The sequence below is a fragment of the Bacilli bacterium genome, from assembly GCA_036381315.1.
In the GTDB taxonomy this organism is placed as follows: Bacteria; Bacillota; Bacilli; order Paenibacillales; family KCTC-25726; genus DASVDB01.
The window spans coordinates 1-15,795 of the sequence record DASVDB010000068.1; the positions used below are offsets into that span (position 1 = coordinate 1).

At 52.5% G+C, this 15,795-nt stretch carries 19 protein-coding genes and 1 other annotated feature; all 19 genes read left to right on the forward strand.

Annotated elements, in window-relative coordinates:
- Nucleotides 1-150, forward strand: a 150-nt coding sequence (locus tag VF260_05355) for a twitching motility protein PilT (protein HEX7056608.1), incomplete at its 5' end; no start/stop codon positions are given.
- 61 nt (nt 151-211) lie between these two features.
- Entirely contained in the window at nt 212-913 is a 702-nt protein-coding gene (gene ispD / locus VF260_05360; protein HEX7056609.1) for a 2-C-methyl-D-erythritol 4-phosphate cytidylyltransferase, read from the forward strand.
- 1 nt (nt 914) lies between these two features.
- Nucleotides 915-1,400 (forward strand): 2-C-methyl-D-erythritol 2,4-cyclodiphosphate synthase, encoded by a 486-nt coding sequence (gene ispF / locus VF260_05365; GenBank protein ID HEX7056610.1) that lies wholly within the window; start codon nt 915-917, stop codon nt 1,398-1,400.
- 44 nt (nt 1,401-1,444) lie between these two features.
- Complete coding sequence (gene gltX, locus VF260_05370; protein HEX7056611.1) at nt 1,445-2,908, forward strand: glutamate--tRNA ligase; 1,464 nt, start codon at nt 1,445-1,447, stop codon at nt 2,906-2,908.
- A gap of 393 nt (nt 2,909-3,301) precedes the next feature.
- Complete coding sequence (gene epsC / locus VF260_05375) at nt 3,302-3,967, forward strand: serine O-acetyltransferase EpsC (protein ID HEX7056612.1); 666 nt, start codon at nt 3,302-3,304, stop codon at nt 3,965-3,967.
- Nucleotides 3,957-5,378 carry a cysteine--tRNA ligase gene (gene cysS, locus VF260_05380; GenBank protein ID HEX7056613.1) on the forward strand — a complete coding sequence of 474 codons (1,422 nt, stop codon included), beginning with the start codon at nt 3,957-3,959 and terminating at the stop codon, nt 5,376-5,378. Before epsC ends, cysS begins: the two co-directional genes overlap by 11 nt.
- A complete protein-coding gene (locus VF260_05385; GenBank protein HEX7056614.1) occupies nt 5,378-5,788 on the forward strand; it encodes a ribonuclease III domain-containing protein in 411 nt (136 codons plus the stop codon). The genes cysS and VF260_05385 overlap by 1 nt, the downstream gene beginning before the upstream one ends.
- A gap of 30 nt (nt 5,789-5,818) precedes the next feature.
- Entirely contained in the window at nt 5,819-6,562 is a 744-nt protein-coding gene (gene rlmB, locus VF260_05390; protein ID HEX7056615.1) for a 23S rRNA (guanosine(2251)-2'-O)-methyltransferase RlmB, read from the forward strand.
- Nucleotides 6,563-6,576: 14 nt separating this feature from the next.
- On the forward strand, nt 6,577-7,092 hold the full coding sequence (locus tag VF260_05395) for an NYN domain-containing protein (protein HEX7056616.1): 516 nt from the start codon (nt 6,577-6,579) through the stop codon (nt 7,090-7,092).
- Nucleotides 7,093-7,248: 156 nt separating this feature from the next.
- Entirely contained in the window at nt 7,249-7,899 is a 651-nt protein-coding gene (gene sigH / locus VF260_05400; GenBank protein ID HEX7056617.1) for an RNA polymerase sporulation sigma factor SigH, read from the forward strand.
- 160 nt (nt 7,900-8,059) lie between these two features.
- Nucleotides 8,060-8,209 carry a 50S ribosomal protein L33 gene (rpmG, locus tag VF260_05405; GenBank protein ID HEX7056618.1) on the forward strand — a complete coding sequence of 50 codons (150 nt, stop codon included), beginning with the start codon at nt 8,060-8,062 and terminating at the stop codon, nt 8,207-8,209.
- 16 nt (nt 8,210-8,225) lie between these two features.
- The gene (gene secE, locus VF260_05410; protein ID HEX7056619.1) at nt 8,226-8,438 is read left to right on the forward strand and encodes a preprotein translocase subunit SecE; all 213 of its coding nucleotides are present in this window, start codon (nt 8,226-8,228) and stop codon (nt 8,436-8,438) included.
- Nucleotides 8,439-8,458: 20 nt separating this feature from the next.
- On the forward strand, nt 8,459-8,992 hold the full coding sequence (nusG, locus tag VF260_05415) for a transcription termination/antitermination protein NusG (protein ID HEX7056620.1): 534 nt from the start codon (nt 8,459-8,461) through the stop codon (nt 8,990-8,992).
- A gap of 124 nt (nt 8,993-9,116) precedes the next feature.
- Entirely contained in the window at nt 9,117-9,542 is a 426-nt protein-coding gene (gene rplK, locus VF260_05420) for a 50S ribosomal protein L11 (protein ID HEX7056621.1), read from the forward strand.
- Nucleotides 9,543-9,603: 61 nt separating this feature from the next.
- Complete coding sequence (rplA, locus tag VF260_05425) at nt 9,604-10,296, forward strand: 50S ribosomal protein L1 (GenBank protein ID HEX7056622.1); 693 nt, start codon at nt 9,604-9,606, stop codon at nt 10,294-10,296.
- A gap of 78 nt (nt 10,297-10,374) precedes the next feature.
- Nucleotides 10,375-10,515: a sequence feature (ribosomal protein L10 leader region), on the forward strand.
- Between the two features lie 55 nt (nt 10,516-10,570).
- Nucleotides 10,571-11,083: a 50S ribosomal protein L10 gene (gene rplJ, locus VF260_05430; GenBank protein HEX7056623.1), complete on the forward strand. Its 513-nt coding sequence runs from the start codon at nt 10,571-10,573 to the stop codon at nt 11,081-11,083.
- A 54-nt stretch (nt 11,084-11,137) separates the two neighbouring features.
- Entirely contained in the window at nt 11,138-11,509 is a 372-nt protein-coding gene (gene rplL, locus VF260_05435; GenBank protein HEX7056624.1) for a 50S ribosomal protein L7/L12, read from the forward strand.
- Nucleotides 11,510-11,590: 81 nt separating this feature from the next.
- Nucleotides 11,591-12,190 carry a class I SAM-dependent methyltransferase gene (locus tag VF260_05440; GenBank protein HEX7056625.1) on the forward strand — a complete coding sequence of 200 codons (600 nt, stop codon included), beginning with the start codon at nt 11,591-11,593 and terminating at the stop codon, nt 12,188-12,190.
- 484 nt (nt 12,191-12,674) lie between these two features.
- Nucleotides 12,675-15,795: DNA-directed RNA polymerase subunit beta (rpoB, locus tag VF260_05445; protein HEX7056626.1), on the forward strand; the 3,121-nt coding region annotated here is incomplete at its 3' end.

Sequence of the window (15,795 nt, forward strand, 5' to 3'; positions counted from 1 at the left end):
GCTTATCTGGATGACGGAACGATGATCGTCGTTGAAGGCGGGCGCGACTTTATCGGCGCCACGTTGGAAGTGCTGGTGACCAGCGTGCTGCAAACGTCCGCCGGGCGGATGATTTTTGCCAAGCCGAAACTATTGGAAAAAGCGCTGTGAAACGATTATACTGAAAATCAGTATAAGAAAAAAACGGGTTCGTTTCCGGCGGAGGAGTTCAATGGGGAAGCTGGGCGCGGTTATCGTCGCTGCAGGCAAAGGCGTCCGCATGGGCGCAAAAGCGAGCAAGCAATTTTTGCCGCTGGGCGACAAGCCGCTCTTCATGCACGCATTAACCGTATTTCAACAATTGCGGGAAATGGATGCAATTGTTTTGGTGGTTGCCGCTGCCGATCTGGATCGCTGCCGCGGCCTTGTCGCCAAATACGGCATGGACAAGGTCAAAGCGGTTGTCGTCGGCGGAGACGAACGGCAGGACTCCGTATTCAACGGCTTGGTTGCGTTAACCGCGTTCCCCGTCGAATGGGTGATGGTGCATGATGCCGCGCGGCCGTTTGTGACGGCGGAAGATGCCGTTCGCTGCTGGCAGGCCGCCAGAATACACGGCGCGGCGGTACTCGGCGTTCCTGTCAAAGACACGATCAAACAGGTTAACGATAACGGAATGATCGCGAAAACACCGGAAAGGCGAAGCCTGTGGGCGGCACAAACCCCCCAGGCCTTTCGCCTGTTTGAGCTTATGTCCGCCCATGAGCGTGCGCGACAAGACCGGTTGGCTGCAACCGACGACGCGGCGATATTTGAGCATTACGGCGGGAGCGTGCGGATGGTGGAAGGGAGCTACCGCAATTTCAAGGTGACGACTCCGGATGATCTCCAGTTGGCGCGAATGTTGTTGAAAGAATACGAAAGGGAGATTTAAAATGATCCGTGTGGGACAGGGGTTTGATGTGCATCGTTTGGCTGCCGGCCGGAAATGCATAATCGGCGGTGTCGAAATTCCGCATGACGAAGGACTCTTGGGCCATTCCGACGCGGATGTGTTGTTGCATGCCGTATGCGACGCGATTTTGGGCGCGCTGGGGTTGGGCGATATCGGCAGGCATTTTCCCGATACCGATAATACCTTTAAAGACGCCAGCAGTTTGATGTTGCTGCGCAACGTTTGGTCGATGGCAAAAGACAGAGGCTACCGGTTGGGAAATCTGGATGCGACGATCATCGCGCAACAGCCCAAAATGGCGCCGTATATTCCGGAAATGGAAGATCGGATTGCGGACGCGTTGGAAGCAAAACCGCTGCAAATCAATATAAAGGCGACGACAACCGAAACGCTTGGTTTTACCGGTCGCAAAGAAGGAATAGCGGCCCAGGCTGTCGTTTGTTTGATTCGCGAAGCGCAGCCGTAAGGTTTGCGCGGCAAATTTTCGCATGGAATGGGAGAAGGATGGAGATGACAGAAAAGGTGCGCTTGCGCTATGCGCCCAGCCCGACGGGCCATTTGCATATTGGCGGCGCCAGAACGGCGCTGTTTTGTTACCTGACGGCAAAACATGAAGGGGGCCAATTTATCGTCCGGTTTGAAGACACCGACCAGACCCGGCATGTGGAGACCGGTGTGCAAAGCCAATTGGACGGTTTGAAGTGGCTTGGCATTGAGTGGGATGAAAGCGTGGATATCGGCGGGCCGTACGGCCCCTATCGCCAGATGGAGCGTTTGCATTTATACCGCCCTTTTACTGAAAAACTGCTCGCCGCGGGGCACGCCTATTACTGCTATTGCACGCCGGAAGAGCTGGAAAAGGAGCGCAAGGAGCAGGAAGCACAAGGATTAAATCCGATGTATTCGGGAAAATGCCGTCATTTGACCGCAGCCGAGCGGGAACGTCTCGAGCGGGAGGGGCGTATCCCGTCCATCCGCTTTCGCGTGCCCGAAAATGAAACGATCCAATTTGCGGACAAGGTCAGAGGAACGGTCGCATTCGATACGAACGGCATCGGCGACTTTATTTTGGTCAGGCCCGACGGAATCCCCACATACAATTACGCTGTTGTACTGGATGACCATCTGATGGGGATTACCTTCGTCATTCGCGGCGAAGAGCATCTGACGAATACGCCGCGGCAAATTTTGCTTTATCGGGCGCTCGGCTTTGCGATTCCGCAGTTTGCCCATCTTTCGCTCATATTGAATCAGGATCGCAAGAAAATGAGCAAACGCGACGAATCCGTTATGCAATTTATCGAACAGTACCGGGAGCAGGGCTACTTGCCGGAAGCAATGCTGAATTTTATCGCGTTGTTGGGCTGGTCGCCCGTCGGCGAAACGGAACTGTTCAATCGGGAAGAACTGATTGCGCAATTTGACATTTCGCGATTCTCCAAAAGTCCGGCGGTCTTTGACACGGACAAGCTGAACTGGATGAGCAACCAATATATCCGGAAAGCCGACGTGGAACGGATTGCCGCGCTAACGCTGCCGCATTTGCGCAAAGCGGGCTATATCGGAGAAACGATTACTGCCCATGAGCGCGAGCGGATCAAGGATATTGTCGGCTTGTACCAGGAACAGCTGAACTGCGCGGCGGATATTGTGCAGGCGGCGCGAACCTTTTTCGTGGAAAATCCCGAAATGGAAGCGGAAGCGAAGGCCGTGCTGGCCGAAGAACATGCGCCGGCGGTAGTGGAAAGTTTTCTGAAACAAGTGGAAACCGCGGCGAGTTTGGATGCGGAGCAGGTAAAAGGATTGTTGAAAAACGTGCAACGGGAGACCGGCTACAAGGGCAAGCAATTGTTTATGTCCGTGCGCGCGGCGGTTACCGGACAAACGCACGGGCGCGATTTGAACGAAACGATCCGCTTGCTCGGCAAAGAGCGCGTCATGCGCAGATTGCAAGCTGCGCTGCAAGGCGGCTGACAGGTTGATTCGCGATATTGTCAGGATACGGCGAATTCGTTATACTAATAGTGAAATTGATGAAAAGCAATGACCAGGAAAGTACGGTAAGTACGGGTTTTGCAGAGAGGGCAACCGCATGTGGACAACCTGCGGCTGGAAGTTGCCCATTCCCGCTTACTCGGAAATGCGCCTGCGAGCTGTGCGGCCGACTTATCGCCATATTTGGGCGGGGCAGGCTGCAACGAACGGGCTCGCGTTAAGAGCCGGCAAAGCGAGGTTTGCGTCCGGTTTTAACGGCAAATGTAACGGCAAACCTAAGCAGAGTGGAACCGCGTTGAAAACACGTCTCTGCAGCAAGAAGCTGCGGAGGCGTTTTCTTTTGATTCGCGATGGGGGAGCGGAGGCGGCACGATGTTTAAATGGATACGTGTAATGAAATCGGATATCGAGGCGGTATTCGCCAACGACCCGGCGGCGCGCACGGTGTTTGAAGTGTTGTTCACCTATGCGGGGCTGCATGCGGTATGGAGCCATCGGATCGCCCACTGGTTTTACCGCAAACGGCTGTTTTTGATCGCCCGGATCATCTCGCAAACGGCCAGATTTTTCACGGGGATCGAAATTCACCCGGGCGCCAAAATCGGCAACAGGCTGTTTATTGACCACGGGATGGGCGTCGTAATCGGGGAAACATGCGAAATCGGCGACGATGTCGTCATCTATCAAGGCGCCACTTTGGGCGGTACCGGAAAAGAAAAAGGCAAACGTCATCCGACCATCGGCAATCGCGTCGTCATTGGCTCCGGGGCGAAACTGCTAGGCTCGTATAAAGTCGGAGACAATTCTTTTATCGGGGCGAATGCGGTCGTGTTGCGGGAAGTGCCGCCGAATTCCACCGTGGTCGGCATCCCGGGGAAAACGGTAAGCCGCAACGGCATGCGGGTGGATCGGCTGGAGCACGGACAACTGCCGGATCCCGTAACCGATATTTGCCGGCAACTGCAGGAACAGATCGACGAATTGCGGGCGGAATTGGAAAAGCTGAAAAACGGAGGTTCATCTGCGCATGACGCTTAGTATTTACAACACGCTTACGCGTAAGAAAGAAAAATTTGTCCCGCTTGAACCGGGCAAGGTGAAAATGTACGTTTGCGGGCCGACCGTGTACAACTACATGCATATCGGCAATGCGCGCCCGTTGATCGTATTCGACGTCGTGCGGAAATATTTGCAGGCGATCGGGTATGATGTCCATTTCGTTGTCAATTTTACCGATGTCGACGACAAGTTGATCCGCAAAGCGGAGGAGACGGGCTTATCGGTTGGGGAATTGGCGGACAAATTTATCGCCGCGTTTTATGAAGACGCGCAAGGGCTTGGCGTAGCGAAGGCAACCGTGCATCCGCGCGTAACGGAAAACATCCCGGAAATCGTCGCGTTTGTCCAAGGCCTTGTCGATAAAGGTTTCGCTTATGGCAAAGAGGGCGATGTTTTTTTTCGCACGGCGAAGTTTCCGGCGTACGGCCGGCTATCGCATCAGGATTTGGACGAACTGCAGCTTGGCATCCGCATCGAAGTGGACGAAAAGAAGGACGACCCCCGGGATTTTGTTTTATGGAAAAAAGCGAAGCCGGGAGAAATCAAGTGGGACAGCCCATGGGGGGAAGGCCGCCCGGGTTGGCATATCGAATGTTCCGCCATGGCCAGGAAATATTTGGGGGAAACGATCGATATTCACGGCGGCGGGCAGGATTTGCAGTTTCCGCATCATGAGTGCGAGTTGGCGCAATCCGAGGCGTTAAGCGGGCAAACGTTCGTGAAATACTGGATGCATAACGGCTATATCAATATTAATAATGAAAAAATGTCCAAATCGTTGAAAAACGGTATCGACGTAAAGGCGCTGCGCGCCTTGTACACTACGCAGGCTTTGCGTTATTTTGTGCTTTCCGCGCATTATCGCAGCCCGTTGAATTTCAGCGATGAAGTGATGCGGCAGGCGGAGCAAAGCGTGGCGCGCATCGGCAACTGTCTCACGAATTTGCGCTATCGGCTCGACGGGTTGGCGGATGCGGCGCAAGCGCAATCCGCCGCGCCTGCAGACGGCGCATTTCGCAAGCGGGTAGACGCGATCATGGCGCAATTTCATGAAAAAATGCAGGACGATTTCAATACGCCTGACGCGATCACGGCGCTGTTTGACCTGGTGGCGGAAACAAACCAATACTTGCAACAAGACGATGTATCCGCGACCGCGCTGCGCCATGCCGACGAAAGTTTCCGGCAAATGGACGCGGTGCTGGGCATTTTGCCGCATCAAAACGATGCCGGACTTGACGAGGAAATCGAGCGCTTGATAAAGGAGCGCGCCGCGGCGAGAAAGGCGAAAAATTTCGCCCGCTCCGACGAAATTCGCGATCAGTTGCTTACGATCGGCGTCATTTTGGAAGATACGCCGCAAGGCACGCGCTGGCGGAGGAAATCGTAATGAGCGATGCGGTATTTTCCCGGGCATTGGCCAAAAAACCGGAAGAGCTGCACCCGCTCGTCCTTGCCTATATCGGCGACGCCGTATACGAATTGTTTATCCGGCAACTGGTCGCGTCCGGGAGCAATTTGCGCCCCAACCATTTGCATCGCCAGTCTGTCCGGTATGTTTCGGCTGTGGCGCAGTCGCAAGCGCTGGAGCTCGTTTTGCCGCATTTGACCGAGACGGAGTTGGAGATGGTCAAAAAAGGGCGAAACACCAAGTCGGGCACCGCCCCCAAACACGCCAGAATCATCGATTACCGCCGCAGCACGGCGTTTGAATGCTTGGTGGGATACTTGTTTGCCAAAGGGCAGCATGAGCGCTTGCGGGAACTGCTGGATATTGCCGTGTGCGGAGCGGGACAATAACGTTTACGGTGGCGGGAGGTATCCGTTTGCATGGATGAAGAATGGATTGCCGGAATTAATCCGGTGTTGGAAGCGTTGCGCGCAGGCAGGACGATTCATAAAATCTGGATTGCCGAACAAACGCGCGGAAAGCAGATGCAGCCGATCATCGCCGAAGCGAAACGGTTGGGCATTGTGGTGCAGAGCGCAGAGCGGAAAAAGCTCGACCAGATATCCGGAGACGTTCGCAATCAGGGAGTGATCGCCCAGGTTGCCGCTTATCGGTACGCGGAACTGGATGAACTTCTGGCGAAAGCCGCTCAAAGCGGCCGGCCGCCGGCGATTTTGTTGCTTGACGAATTGGAAGATCCGCATAACTTGGGCTCGATTTTGCGCACGGCCGAATGCGCCGGCATGCATGGGGTCGTGATCCCGAAGCGCCGCGCGGTCGGCTTGACGCCAGCCGTGGCAAAAATTTCGGCGGGAGCCGTGGAGCATGTTCCGGTGGCGCGGGCGGGCAATCTGGCGCAGACGATTGACCGGTTGAAGGAACGCGGGCTTTGGATCGCCGGCGCCGCCGCGGCGGGCGGGCAGACGTTGTACGACGCGGACTTTACGGTTCCGCTCGCCATTTTGATCGGCAACGAACACCGCGGATTGGGCAGGCTGGTCAAAGAAAAATGCGATTTTCTCGTCACATTGCCGATGTTGGGACAAATCAATTCATTAAACGCCTCCATGGCCGCCGGCATTCTCATGTTTGAAGTCGTGCGCCAGCGCATGGCGCGGACGTAACGAGCGCAGCGGATATGAATGAAGTATTGATTGTCGACGGCTACAATATCATCGGAGCCTGGCCGGAACTGGAACGGTTGAAAGACGTCCGGCTGGAAGATGCGCGGGACCGTCTGATCGATATTTTGGCCGAGTTCCAGGGGATTACAGGCTTTCGCGTCATTCTTGTGTTTGACGCCCACCAGGTGCCGGGGTTGGGGAAATATTACCGGCAGCATCGGCTGCAGATCATGTATACGAAAGAGAAGGAAACCGCAGACGAATATATTGAGCGTTTGGTGGCCGAATTGGCGGAGAATCGCAACGTGCGGATACGCGTCGCCACCTCCGACCAGGTGGAGCAGCATGTTATTTTCGGCAAAGGCGCGCTTCGCCTGTCGGCGCGGGAATTGAAACTGTTGGTGGATGATGTTTTCCGGGAAATCAAGCGGCAAACGGGCGAGACCAAACAGGCCGGAAAAAACCCGATTTCTGCCAAATTAAGTGAAGAAATGCGGCAAATGATGGAAAAATGGCGCCGCGACAAATGACGAACAAAAGCGGCAATCGGGTTGAAAATATTGGAAAAAACCTGAAACTACAGGCCGGATAAGGGAAAAATCGGTTGACGGTTTTAAGACACTTCATGTATACTTATCCTGAGTTTGTATATATTTGGACAGTTTTGCAGGCCGGAGGGATATTGCGTGAGTGTCGATTCTACTGATGCGGTTATGTGCGTATATGACCTCAAAACAGATGAAGACGTTGTCGAAGATGTCCGTTTCGGAAACAGCGAGGCATTGGAGTACCTGATCAATAAATACAGGAATTTTGTTCGCGCCAAAGCGCGCTCCTATTTCCTGATCGGCGCCGACCGCGAGGATATTATTCAGGAAGGCATGATCGGACTCTATAAATCAATACGCGACTTCCGCGGCGACAAGCTGGCTTCCTTCAAAGCCTTTGCCGAGTTATGCATCACCCGCCAAATTATTACCGCGATCAAAACGGCCACAAGGCAAAAACATATTCCTCTCAACTCCTATGTTTCGCTGGACAAGCCCATTTATGACGAAGACTCGGACCGTACGCTGCTGGATGTGATTTGCGGTTCCCGAGTTTCCGACCCGGAAGAAATGATGATTAATAAAGAGGAGTTTTCCGGATTGGAAGACAAAATGGGAGAAATTTTGAGCGATTTGGAGCGTAAAGTGCTGATGCTGTATCTGGACGGCAGATCGTATCAGGAGATTGCCGTCGACCTGGACAGGCATGTGAAATCGATCGATAACGCCCTGCAGCGTGTCAAACGGAAGCTGGAACGCTATCTGGAAGTGCGCGATCTGATCTTCTGAACTTGCCGATCCGCATCGCCTGATATGTGTCAACATGTATTTCTTGACTCGCTTTATGCACTGTGATAAAGTATGTGAGGTAGCCCTAACAAGGGACTTTTTTCATTTGCACAGACAATTGCTTATAACCGATCCACAGGTATGGCGGGAGGTGTCAGTTATGCGGGTAATCATTACGTTAGCTTGCACGGATTGCAAACAAAGAAATTACACAACCAACAAGAACAAGCGAAACAACCCCGACCGCATTGAGATGAAGAAATATTGCAAGTGGTGCAACGGCCACAAACTTCATCGGGAAACAAGATAGATTGGGGGTGTCGTTGATGGCTTTTTTAACCGGCGTAAAAAGAAGCTTCAACAGCACGATATCGTTTTTCGTCGACAGTTGGAGCGAACTGAAAAAAGTCCGTTGGCCCAATCGCAAGGAATTGATTAGTTACACCATTGTGGTCGTGCTGACAGTTATTTTCATAACCGTATACTTTGCGTTGCTCGATCTCGGTTTTTCCTCGATCCTTCGCTGGTTGTTTAGTTGACGGAACCAAAGGTGACCTAAATGGAAAAAAGATGGTACGTTGTGCATACTTATTCCGGGTATGAAAACAAAGTGAAGGCCAACCTCGAAAAACGCGTAGAGTCGATGGGCATGCAGGATAAAATATTCCGGGTGCTTGTGCCGATGGAGGAAGAAATCATCAACAAGGACGGGAAGAAGAAATCCGTCATGCGCAAAGTATATCCGGGTTACGTCATGGTCGAAATGATTCAGACAGACGATTCATGGTATGTGGTCCGGAATACGCCGGGAGTTACCGGCTTTGTCGGCTCAACCGGGTCCGGCTCCAAACCGACGCCTTTGTTGCCTGAAGAAGCGGATGCCATTCTCAGGCATATGGGCATGGAAGAGCCGAAACCGAAAATTGATTTTGAATTGAAGGAGTCCGTTCGCGTCAAAGTTGGCCCGTTTGCCAATTTCGTCGGCTCAATCGAGGAGATTTCAGCGGAAAAAAGCAAGATCAAAGTGCATGTCAACATGTTTGGCCGAGAAACCCCGCTTGAGCTTGATTTTACTCAGGTGGAAAAAATATAACCGCCGCAATCGGGTTGAAGCCGTGCGGCACAGGGTTTCATGAAGACCCGCTGTTCGGCGGGCTTTCGTTTCGTGGGAGGGTTATTCCCGTTTATACCACATTATGGGCAAGGAGGTGTCTCGCATGGCAAAAAAAGTCGTCAAACTGGTAAAACTGCAAATTCCCGCAGGCAAAGCCAATCCCGCGCCGCCGGTCGGTCCCGCGCTTGGTCAGGCTGGCGTTAATATCATGGCGTTTTGCAAAGAATTTAACGCGCGCACTGCGGATCAGGCCGGATTGATTATTCCGGTTGAGATTTCGGTATTTGAAGACCGATCCTTCACTTTTGTAACGAAAACGCCTCCGGCTGCAGTCCTGTTGCGTGTTGCCGCCGGTATCGAAAAAGGCTCCGGTGAGCCGAACAGGAAAAAGGTCGCGGTTGTGAAACGGGCCAAAGTTCGCGAAATCGCGGAACAGAAAATGCCGGATTTGAATGCGGCTTCCGTTGAAGCGGCAATGCGGATGGTGGAAGGTACAGCCCGCAGCATGGGCATCACCATTGAAGACTAACGTTTTTGGTGATGCAAGTGGGAGGATTATCCGTTAAAACCACATAAGGAGGTAAAAACGAATGGCAAAGCATGGGAAAAAATATGCGGAAGCTGAAAAGCTCGTCGATCGCAATGCCAGCTATGAGGCGGATGAAGCGATTGCGCTTGTGAAAAAAATGGCGGCGGCCAAATTCGATGAGACCGTTGAAGTTGCCGTTCGTCTTGGCGTTGATCCGAAAAAGCAAGATCAGGCTGTGCGCGGCGTCGTCGTATTGCCGCACGGCACGGGCAAGACGAAACGGGTATTGGTTTTCGCCAAAGGCGACAAAGCTAAAGAAGCGGAAAGCGCCGGCGCCGATTTTGTCGGCGACCAGGATATGATCAACAAAATCCAGCAGGGATGGCTGGAATTCGATGTGTGCGTGGCAACTCCCGACATGATGGCGGAAGTTGGTAAACTTGGACGCATTCTCGGGGGCAAAGGCTTGATGCCGAACCCGAAATCCGGCACCGTTACATTCGATGTGGCGAAGGCGGTTGCGGAAATCAAAGCCGGTAAAATCGAGTTCAGGCTTGATAAAGCCGGACAGATTCACGCTCCGATCGGCAAAGTGTCTTTCGATGCCGCCAAACTAGTGGAGAATTTCCGGACGCTCATCGATGCGCTGAATCGGGCAAAGCCGGCTGCAGCCAAAGGCGTATATTTGAAAAATATCGCCGTTTCCTCCACAATGGGACCGAGCGTAAGAATCAACGCCGCTTCCTTCCGATAAGCATATCCGCTTTAGCGAAGCGTGAATTGACAACAGCGGGCAGGCATGCTAATCTGGGAAGTGCTTGCGGGAAAAACTGAATAGCGAACGAACGTGCCGTAGACAGCAGGTGTCCGCAGTGACTTAATATCCTGCCGAGGTGTTGCGATACATGACGCGCTTGATAAGCCGCGTCCAAATCCAGCCTTCGCGATCTGCGAAGGCTCTTTTCATATGCACCGGACTATCGGAGCTTCGTTGCGCCAAGTAAGGATTGAAACAGGAGGTGTAAGAGTTGGGCAATTCCAGTGTGCGTCAGGAAAAAGAACAAATTGTCGCTGAAGTGGCCAACAAACTGTCGCAAAGCACATGCGCGATAGTGACGGACTACCGCGGATTGAACGTGGCCGAGATCACGGAGTTGCGCAAGCAGTTTCGTGAAGCGGGTGTTGATTACAAGGTGGTTAAGAATACGCTGCTCAAATTGGCTACCGCCAATGCGAATTTAAGCGAGCTGGATGCGCATATATCCGGTCCTACGGCGATTGCGTTCAGCCAGAACGATCCGGTGGCGCCGGCCAAAATTGTCGTCGATTTTGCCAAGAAACACGAAAACCTTGAAGTGAAGGGCGGAGTGGTTGAAGGCAAAGTGGTGGGCGTCGAGCAGATCAAAGCTTTAGCCGAATTGCCGTCGCGGGAAGGGTTGTTGTCGATGCTGCTTAGCGTATTGCAAGCGCCCGTGCGCAACTTCGCGCTTGCCGTCAAAGCGGTGGCCGACCAAAAGGACAACGGCGCGCAAAGCGCATAATGCGGCTGGCTAAAATCGAGCAAATAAAAATAAATTTTTATGGAGGTTAAAAACATGAGCAAGGAGCAAATTATAGAAGCGATCAAATCCATGTCTGTTCTGGAATTGAACGACTTGGTGAAAGCAATTGAAGAAGAATTCGGCGTAACGGCCGCGGCGCCGGTAGCGGTTGTGGCTGGCGGAGCTGCCGCAGGCGGCGCGGAAGCGGCGGAACAAACGGAATTTGACGTCGTTCTCGTCAATGCCGGCGCTTCCAAGATCAACGTCATTAAAGCCGTTCGCGAAATTACCGGCCTTGGCCTGAAAGAAGCAAAAGATCTGGTTGACAATGCGCCGAAGCCGATCAAAGAGAAAGTTTCCAAGGAAGACGCCGACGCAATCAAAGCGAAGTTGGAAGAAGCAGGCGCTCAAGTAGAAGTAAAATAATCCATGCAAGATGCGGATTTATCCGGAAACCCTTGAACCTGACATGCGATTCGAGGGTTTCTTAATTTACGGAGGATGCGCATGACCGAACACTATTTTACGGCAAATCCGGCTGTCGGCCATAAACCGGCAAAGTTTGCCGCCACGCTGCGCGGGAAAAAATATGTATTTGCAACGGATGCGGGAGTTTTTGCGAAACAGGGGGTGGATTATGGAAGCAGACTGCTGATCGAAACGATGCGGATTCCGGCGGATGCGCGTGTGCTCGATATCGGTTGCGGATACGGGCCGATCGGGCTTGCGGCGGCGTCCGAAGCCAGAAGCGGGACTGTCGTCATGCTCGACATCAATGAACGGGCAGTCGAATTGGCTCAGGAAAATGCGAAAATGAACGGAATCACGAATGTAACGGTCAAGCAAAGCAACCGGTACGAAGCCGTCAGGGGAGAAAAATTCACGCATATTCTCAGCAATCCGCCCATCAGGGCGGGGAAGAAAGTGGTGCACGGGATCTTTGTCGAGGCGATTGACCACTTGATGCCCGGCGGAGAATTGTGGATTGTCATTCAGAAAAAGCAGGGCGCTCCTTCCGCGTTGGCCAAATTGCAACAGATTTTTCCGATTGTGCAAGAAGTCGCCAAGGATAAAGGGTATCGCATTTACCAAGCAAAACTGAACTGACTTTCATATTCTTCTGTTGACTAACGGTTCTCAATGTGATATTATAACAAAATGTCAGTATTAAGATGGGCTCAGTATCTTTACATTTTTACTTTATCAAAATAAAATGTCAAGACCCAGTCTTTCGCAATTCCCCCCGAATAAAATTTTAATGTTTGCAGTATAATGTTAAAATTTTAAGGCAAATCTACTTAATATATGAGAAAACGCATAAATCGATATTTGTGCGCTTTTTCCGTTCCGACGCATTTTTTGCGAAAAGCGGCTGCGTAAAAACCGGATTTATTTATATATATTAAGGGATTATGCCGGAAGGAACAATGGGGATTTGGCGAACTGCAGGTACTTTCTGGCAAGGAGTGATCCGTTTTTAACACGATGCCTTCTGCAAAGCTGTCGAGATTGTTCATCGATGCTTAAAGTGAGGCGTTTCTTTTTGTATTGTTAAAGTTTTAGTCACAGTTGACACGAGGGGTGAATGTAGTTGTTGGGACACGAAGTAAAGTACGGGCGGCGCGTTCGCAGAAGTTACGCGCGGATCAAGGAAGTCCTGGAAATCCCCAATCTGATCGAAATCCAGCAAAAATCGTACGAGTGGTTTTTGGAGGAAGGCTTGCGGGAAATGTTCCAGGATATTTCGCCGATTCAGGATTTTACCGGCAACCTGGTTTTGGAGTTTATTGATTACAGCCTGGGCGAGCCGAAATATTCCGTCGACGAATCGAAGGAACGCGATGTGACTTATGCTGCTCCTTTGCGCGTAAAAGTGCGCTTGATCAACAAGGAAACCGGAGAAGTCAAGGAGCAGGAAGTTTTCATGGGTGATTTCCCGCTGATGACGGAAACGGGAACATTCATCATTAACGGAGCGGAACGCGTAATCGTCAGCCAGCTTGTTCGTTCTCCAAGCGTCTATTTCAGCACAAAAGTGGACAAAAACGGAAAAAGCACCTATACCGCGACTGTAATTCCGAACCGTGGGGCTTGGCTGGAACTGGAAACGGATGCGAAGGATATCATCTATGTCAGAATCGACCGCACGCGGAAAATCCCTGTTACCGTATTGTTGCGAGCGCTGGGCTTTGGTACGGATGACGAAATCATCGGCCTTTTGGGCGATGACGAGTTTTTGCGCAATACATTGGAAAAAGACAACACCGACTCTACGGAAAAAGCGCTGATCGAGATTTATGAACGCCTTCGTCCGGGCGAACCGCCTACTTTGGAAAATGCGAAAAGTCTGCTTGTAGCGCGGTTTTTTGATCCGAAGCGTTACGATCTTGCCAATGTCGGACGTTACAAAATCAATAAAAAGTTGCATATCAAAAACCGCTTGTTCAATCAACGGCTGGCGGAGACGCTGGTGGACACGGAAACGGGCGAAATTATCGCGGAAGCCGGGCAAGTGGTTGATCGCCGCATGCTTGACGAAATCATGCCCCATTTAATCAAGTCGGTGGGCTTTCGGGAATATCGCGTGACGAACGGCGTGGTGGATGAACAAACGATTCTGTTGCAAAAAATCAATGTGTTCTCGCCGATCGAGGACGGCAAAGTATTAACCGTGATCGCCAACGGCAACATCGACAAACAGGTGAAACATATTACGCCCGCCGATATCATTTCGGCGATCAGCTATTTTATCAACCTGCTGCATGGCGTCGGCAGCACCGACGATATCGACCATCTGGGCAATCGCCGCCTGCGATCCGTCGGAGAACTGCTGCAGAATCAATTTCGCATCGGGCTCTCCCGCATGGAGCGCGTAGTGCGTGAGCGGATGTCAATCCAGGACGCCAATGTCATCACGCCGCAGGCGTTGATCAATATTCGTCCGGTAATTGCTTCAATCAAAGAGTTTTTCGGCAGTTCGCAGTTGTCGCAATTCATGGACCAGACGAACCCGCTCGCCGAACTGACGCACAAACGCCGTTTGTCCGCGCTCGGTCCCGGCGGTTTGACGCGCGAAAGAGCGGGTTTTGAAGTGCGCGACGTGCACCACTCGCACTATGGCCGCATGTGCCCGATCGAAACGCCGGAAGGTCCGAACATCGGATTGATCAACTCGCTGTCGACGTTCGCGCGGATTAACGAATACGGCTTTATTGAGACACCGTATCGCCGGGTGGACCCGAAGACGGGCATCGTGACCGACGAAATCGTTTATGTAACCGCCGACGAAGAAGACAATTATGTCATCGCCCAGGCAAACGCGGTTTTGAACGAGGATGGGAGTTTTGCGACGGATACGGTAATTGCGCGGTACAAAGAAGAAATTTTGACCGTGCCGAAAGAGCGGGTCGACTATATGGATGTGTCGCCGAAACAGGTTGTTTCCGTTGCGACAGCGCTCATACCGTTCCTGGAAAACGACGATTCGAACCGCGCGCTGATGGGCTCAAACATGCAGCGGCAAGCGGTGCCGCTTCTGGTTCCGAAAGCGCCCCTTGTCGGAACGGGAATGGAACACAAGTCGGCCAAAGATTCCGGCGTTTGCGTTGTTTCCAAGACTGACGGGATTGTCGAGCGCGTAACCGCCAACGAAATCTGGGTGCGTCGTACCGGCGAAGTTGACGGAAAACAAGTAAAAGGCGATCTTGTCAAATACAAATTGCATAAATTTATGCGCTCCAACCAGGGAACTTGCATCAATCAGCGGCCAATTGTCCGCAAGGGCGACGTGATCAAAGCGGGAGAGATACTTGCCGACGGCCCGTCGACCGAACAGGGCGAATTGGCGTTGGGCCGCAACGTGGTGGTCGCCTTTATGACCTGGGAAGGATATAACTACGAAGATGCGATTCTGTTAAGCGAAAAATTGGTCAAGGATGATGTGTTCACTTCCATTCACATCGAAGAATACGAATCGGAAGCGCGCGACACGAAACTGGGACCGGAAGAAATTACGCGCGACATTCCCAATGTCGGCGAGGAAGCGCTGAAAAATCTGGATGAACGGGGCATTATCCGCGTCGGTGCGGAAATCGGCGCCGGCGACATTCTGGTCGGCAAAGTGACGCCCAAAGGCGTTACCGAGCTGACGGCGGAAGAACGGTTGTTGCATGCGATCTTCGGCGAGAAAGCCCGCGAAGTTCGCGACACTTCATTGCGCGTGCCGCATGGTACGGACGGGATTGTAGTGGATGTAAAAGTATTTACCCGGGAAAACGGCGACGAGTTGCCGCCCGGCGTAAACCAACTGGTCAGAGTTTACATTGCGCAAAAGCGGAAAATTTCTGAAGGCGACAAAATGGCCGGACGCCATGGAAACAAAGGGGTCATCGCCCGCATCCTGCCGGAAGAAGATATGCCGTTCTTGCCGGATGGCACGCCGGTGCAAGTCGTGCTGAATCCGCTGGGCGTGCCGTCGCGCATGAACATCGGCCAGGTGCTGGAAGTCCACCTCGGAATGGCGGCAAAGCTGCTGGGCATCCATACGGCAACGCCGGTATTTGACGGCGCCAGGGAAAATGATGTGTTTGACACGATGGAAGAAGCGGGCATGCAGCGCGACGGCAAAACGCTGCTGTTCGACGGGCGCACCGGCGAGCCGTTTGAACGGGAAGTAACGGTTGGCGTTATGTACATGATCAAGCTGGCGCACA

What these genes read in the sequence shown, in the direction of transcription:
- ispD (HEX7056609.1), top strand. Translation starts at nt 212, where the DNA reads ATGGGGAAGCTGGGCGCGGTTATCGTCGCTGCAGGCAAAGGCGTCCGC.
- ispF (HEX7056610.1), top strand. Translation starts at nt 915, where the DNA reads ATGATCCGTGTGGGACAGGGGTTTGATGTGCATCGTTTGGCTGCCGGC.
- gltX (HEX7056611.1), top strand. Translation starts at nt 1,445, where the DNA reads ATGACAGAAAAGGTGCGCTTGCGCTATGCGCCCAGCCCGACGGGCCAT.
- epsC (HEX7056612.1), top strand. Translation starts at nt 3,302, where the DNA reads ATGTTTAAATGGATACGTGTAATGAAATCGGATATCGAGGCGGTATTC.
- cysS (HEX7056613.1), top strand. Translation starts at nt 3,957, where the DNA reads ATGACGCTTAGTATTTACAACACGCTTACGCGTAAGAAAGAAAAATTT.
- VF260_05385 (HEX7056614.1), top strand. Translation starts at nt 5,378, where the DNA reads ATGAGCGATGCGGTATTTTCCCGGGCATTGGCCAAAAAACCGGAAGAG.
- rlmB (HEX7056615.1), top strand. Translation starts at nt 5,819, where the DNA reads ATGGATGAAGAATGGATTGCCGGAATTAATCCGGTGTTGGAAGCGTTG.
- VF260_05395 (HEX7056616.1), top strand. Translation starts at nt 6,577, where the DNA reads ATGAATGAAGTATTGATTGTCGACGGCTACAATATCATCGGAGCCTGG.
- rpmG (HEX7056618.1), top strand. Translation starts at nt 8,060, where the DNA reads ATGCGGGTAATCATTACGTTAGCTTGCACGGATTGCAAACAAAGAAAT.
- secE (HEX7056619.1), top strand. Translation starts at nt 8,226, where the DNA reads ATGGCTTTTTTAACCGGCGTAAAAAGAAGCTTCAACAGCACGATATCG.
- nusG (HEX7056620.1), top strand. Translation starts at nt 8,459, where the DNA reads ATGGAAAAAAGATGGTACGTTGTGCATACTTATTCCGGGTATGAAAAC.
- rplK (HEX7056621.1), top strand. Translation starts at nt 9,117, where the DNA reads ATGGCAAAAAAAGTCGTCAAACTGGTAAAACTGCAAATTCCCGCAGGC.
- rplA (HEX7056622.1), top strand. Translation starts at nt 9,604, where the DNA reads ATGGCAAAGCATGGGAAAAAATATGCGGAAGCTGAAAAGCTCGTCGAT.
- rplL (HEX7056624.1), top strand. Translation starts at nt 11,138, where the DNA reads ATGAGCAAGGAGCAAATTATAGAAGCGATCAAATCCATGTCTGTTCTG.
- VF260_05440 (HEX7056625.1), top strand. Translation starts at nt 11,591, where the DNA reads ATGACCGAACACTATTTTACGGCAAATCCGGCTGTCGGCCATAAACCG.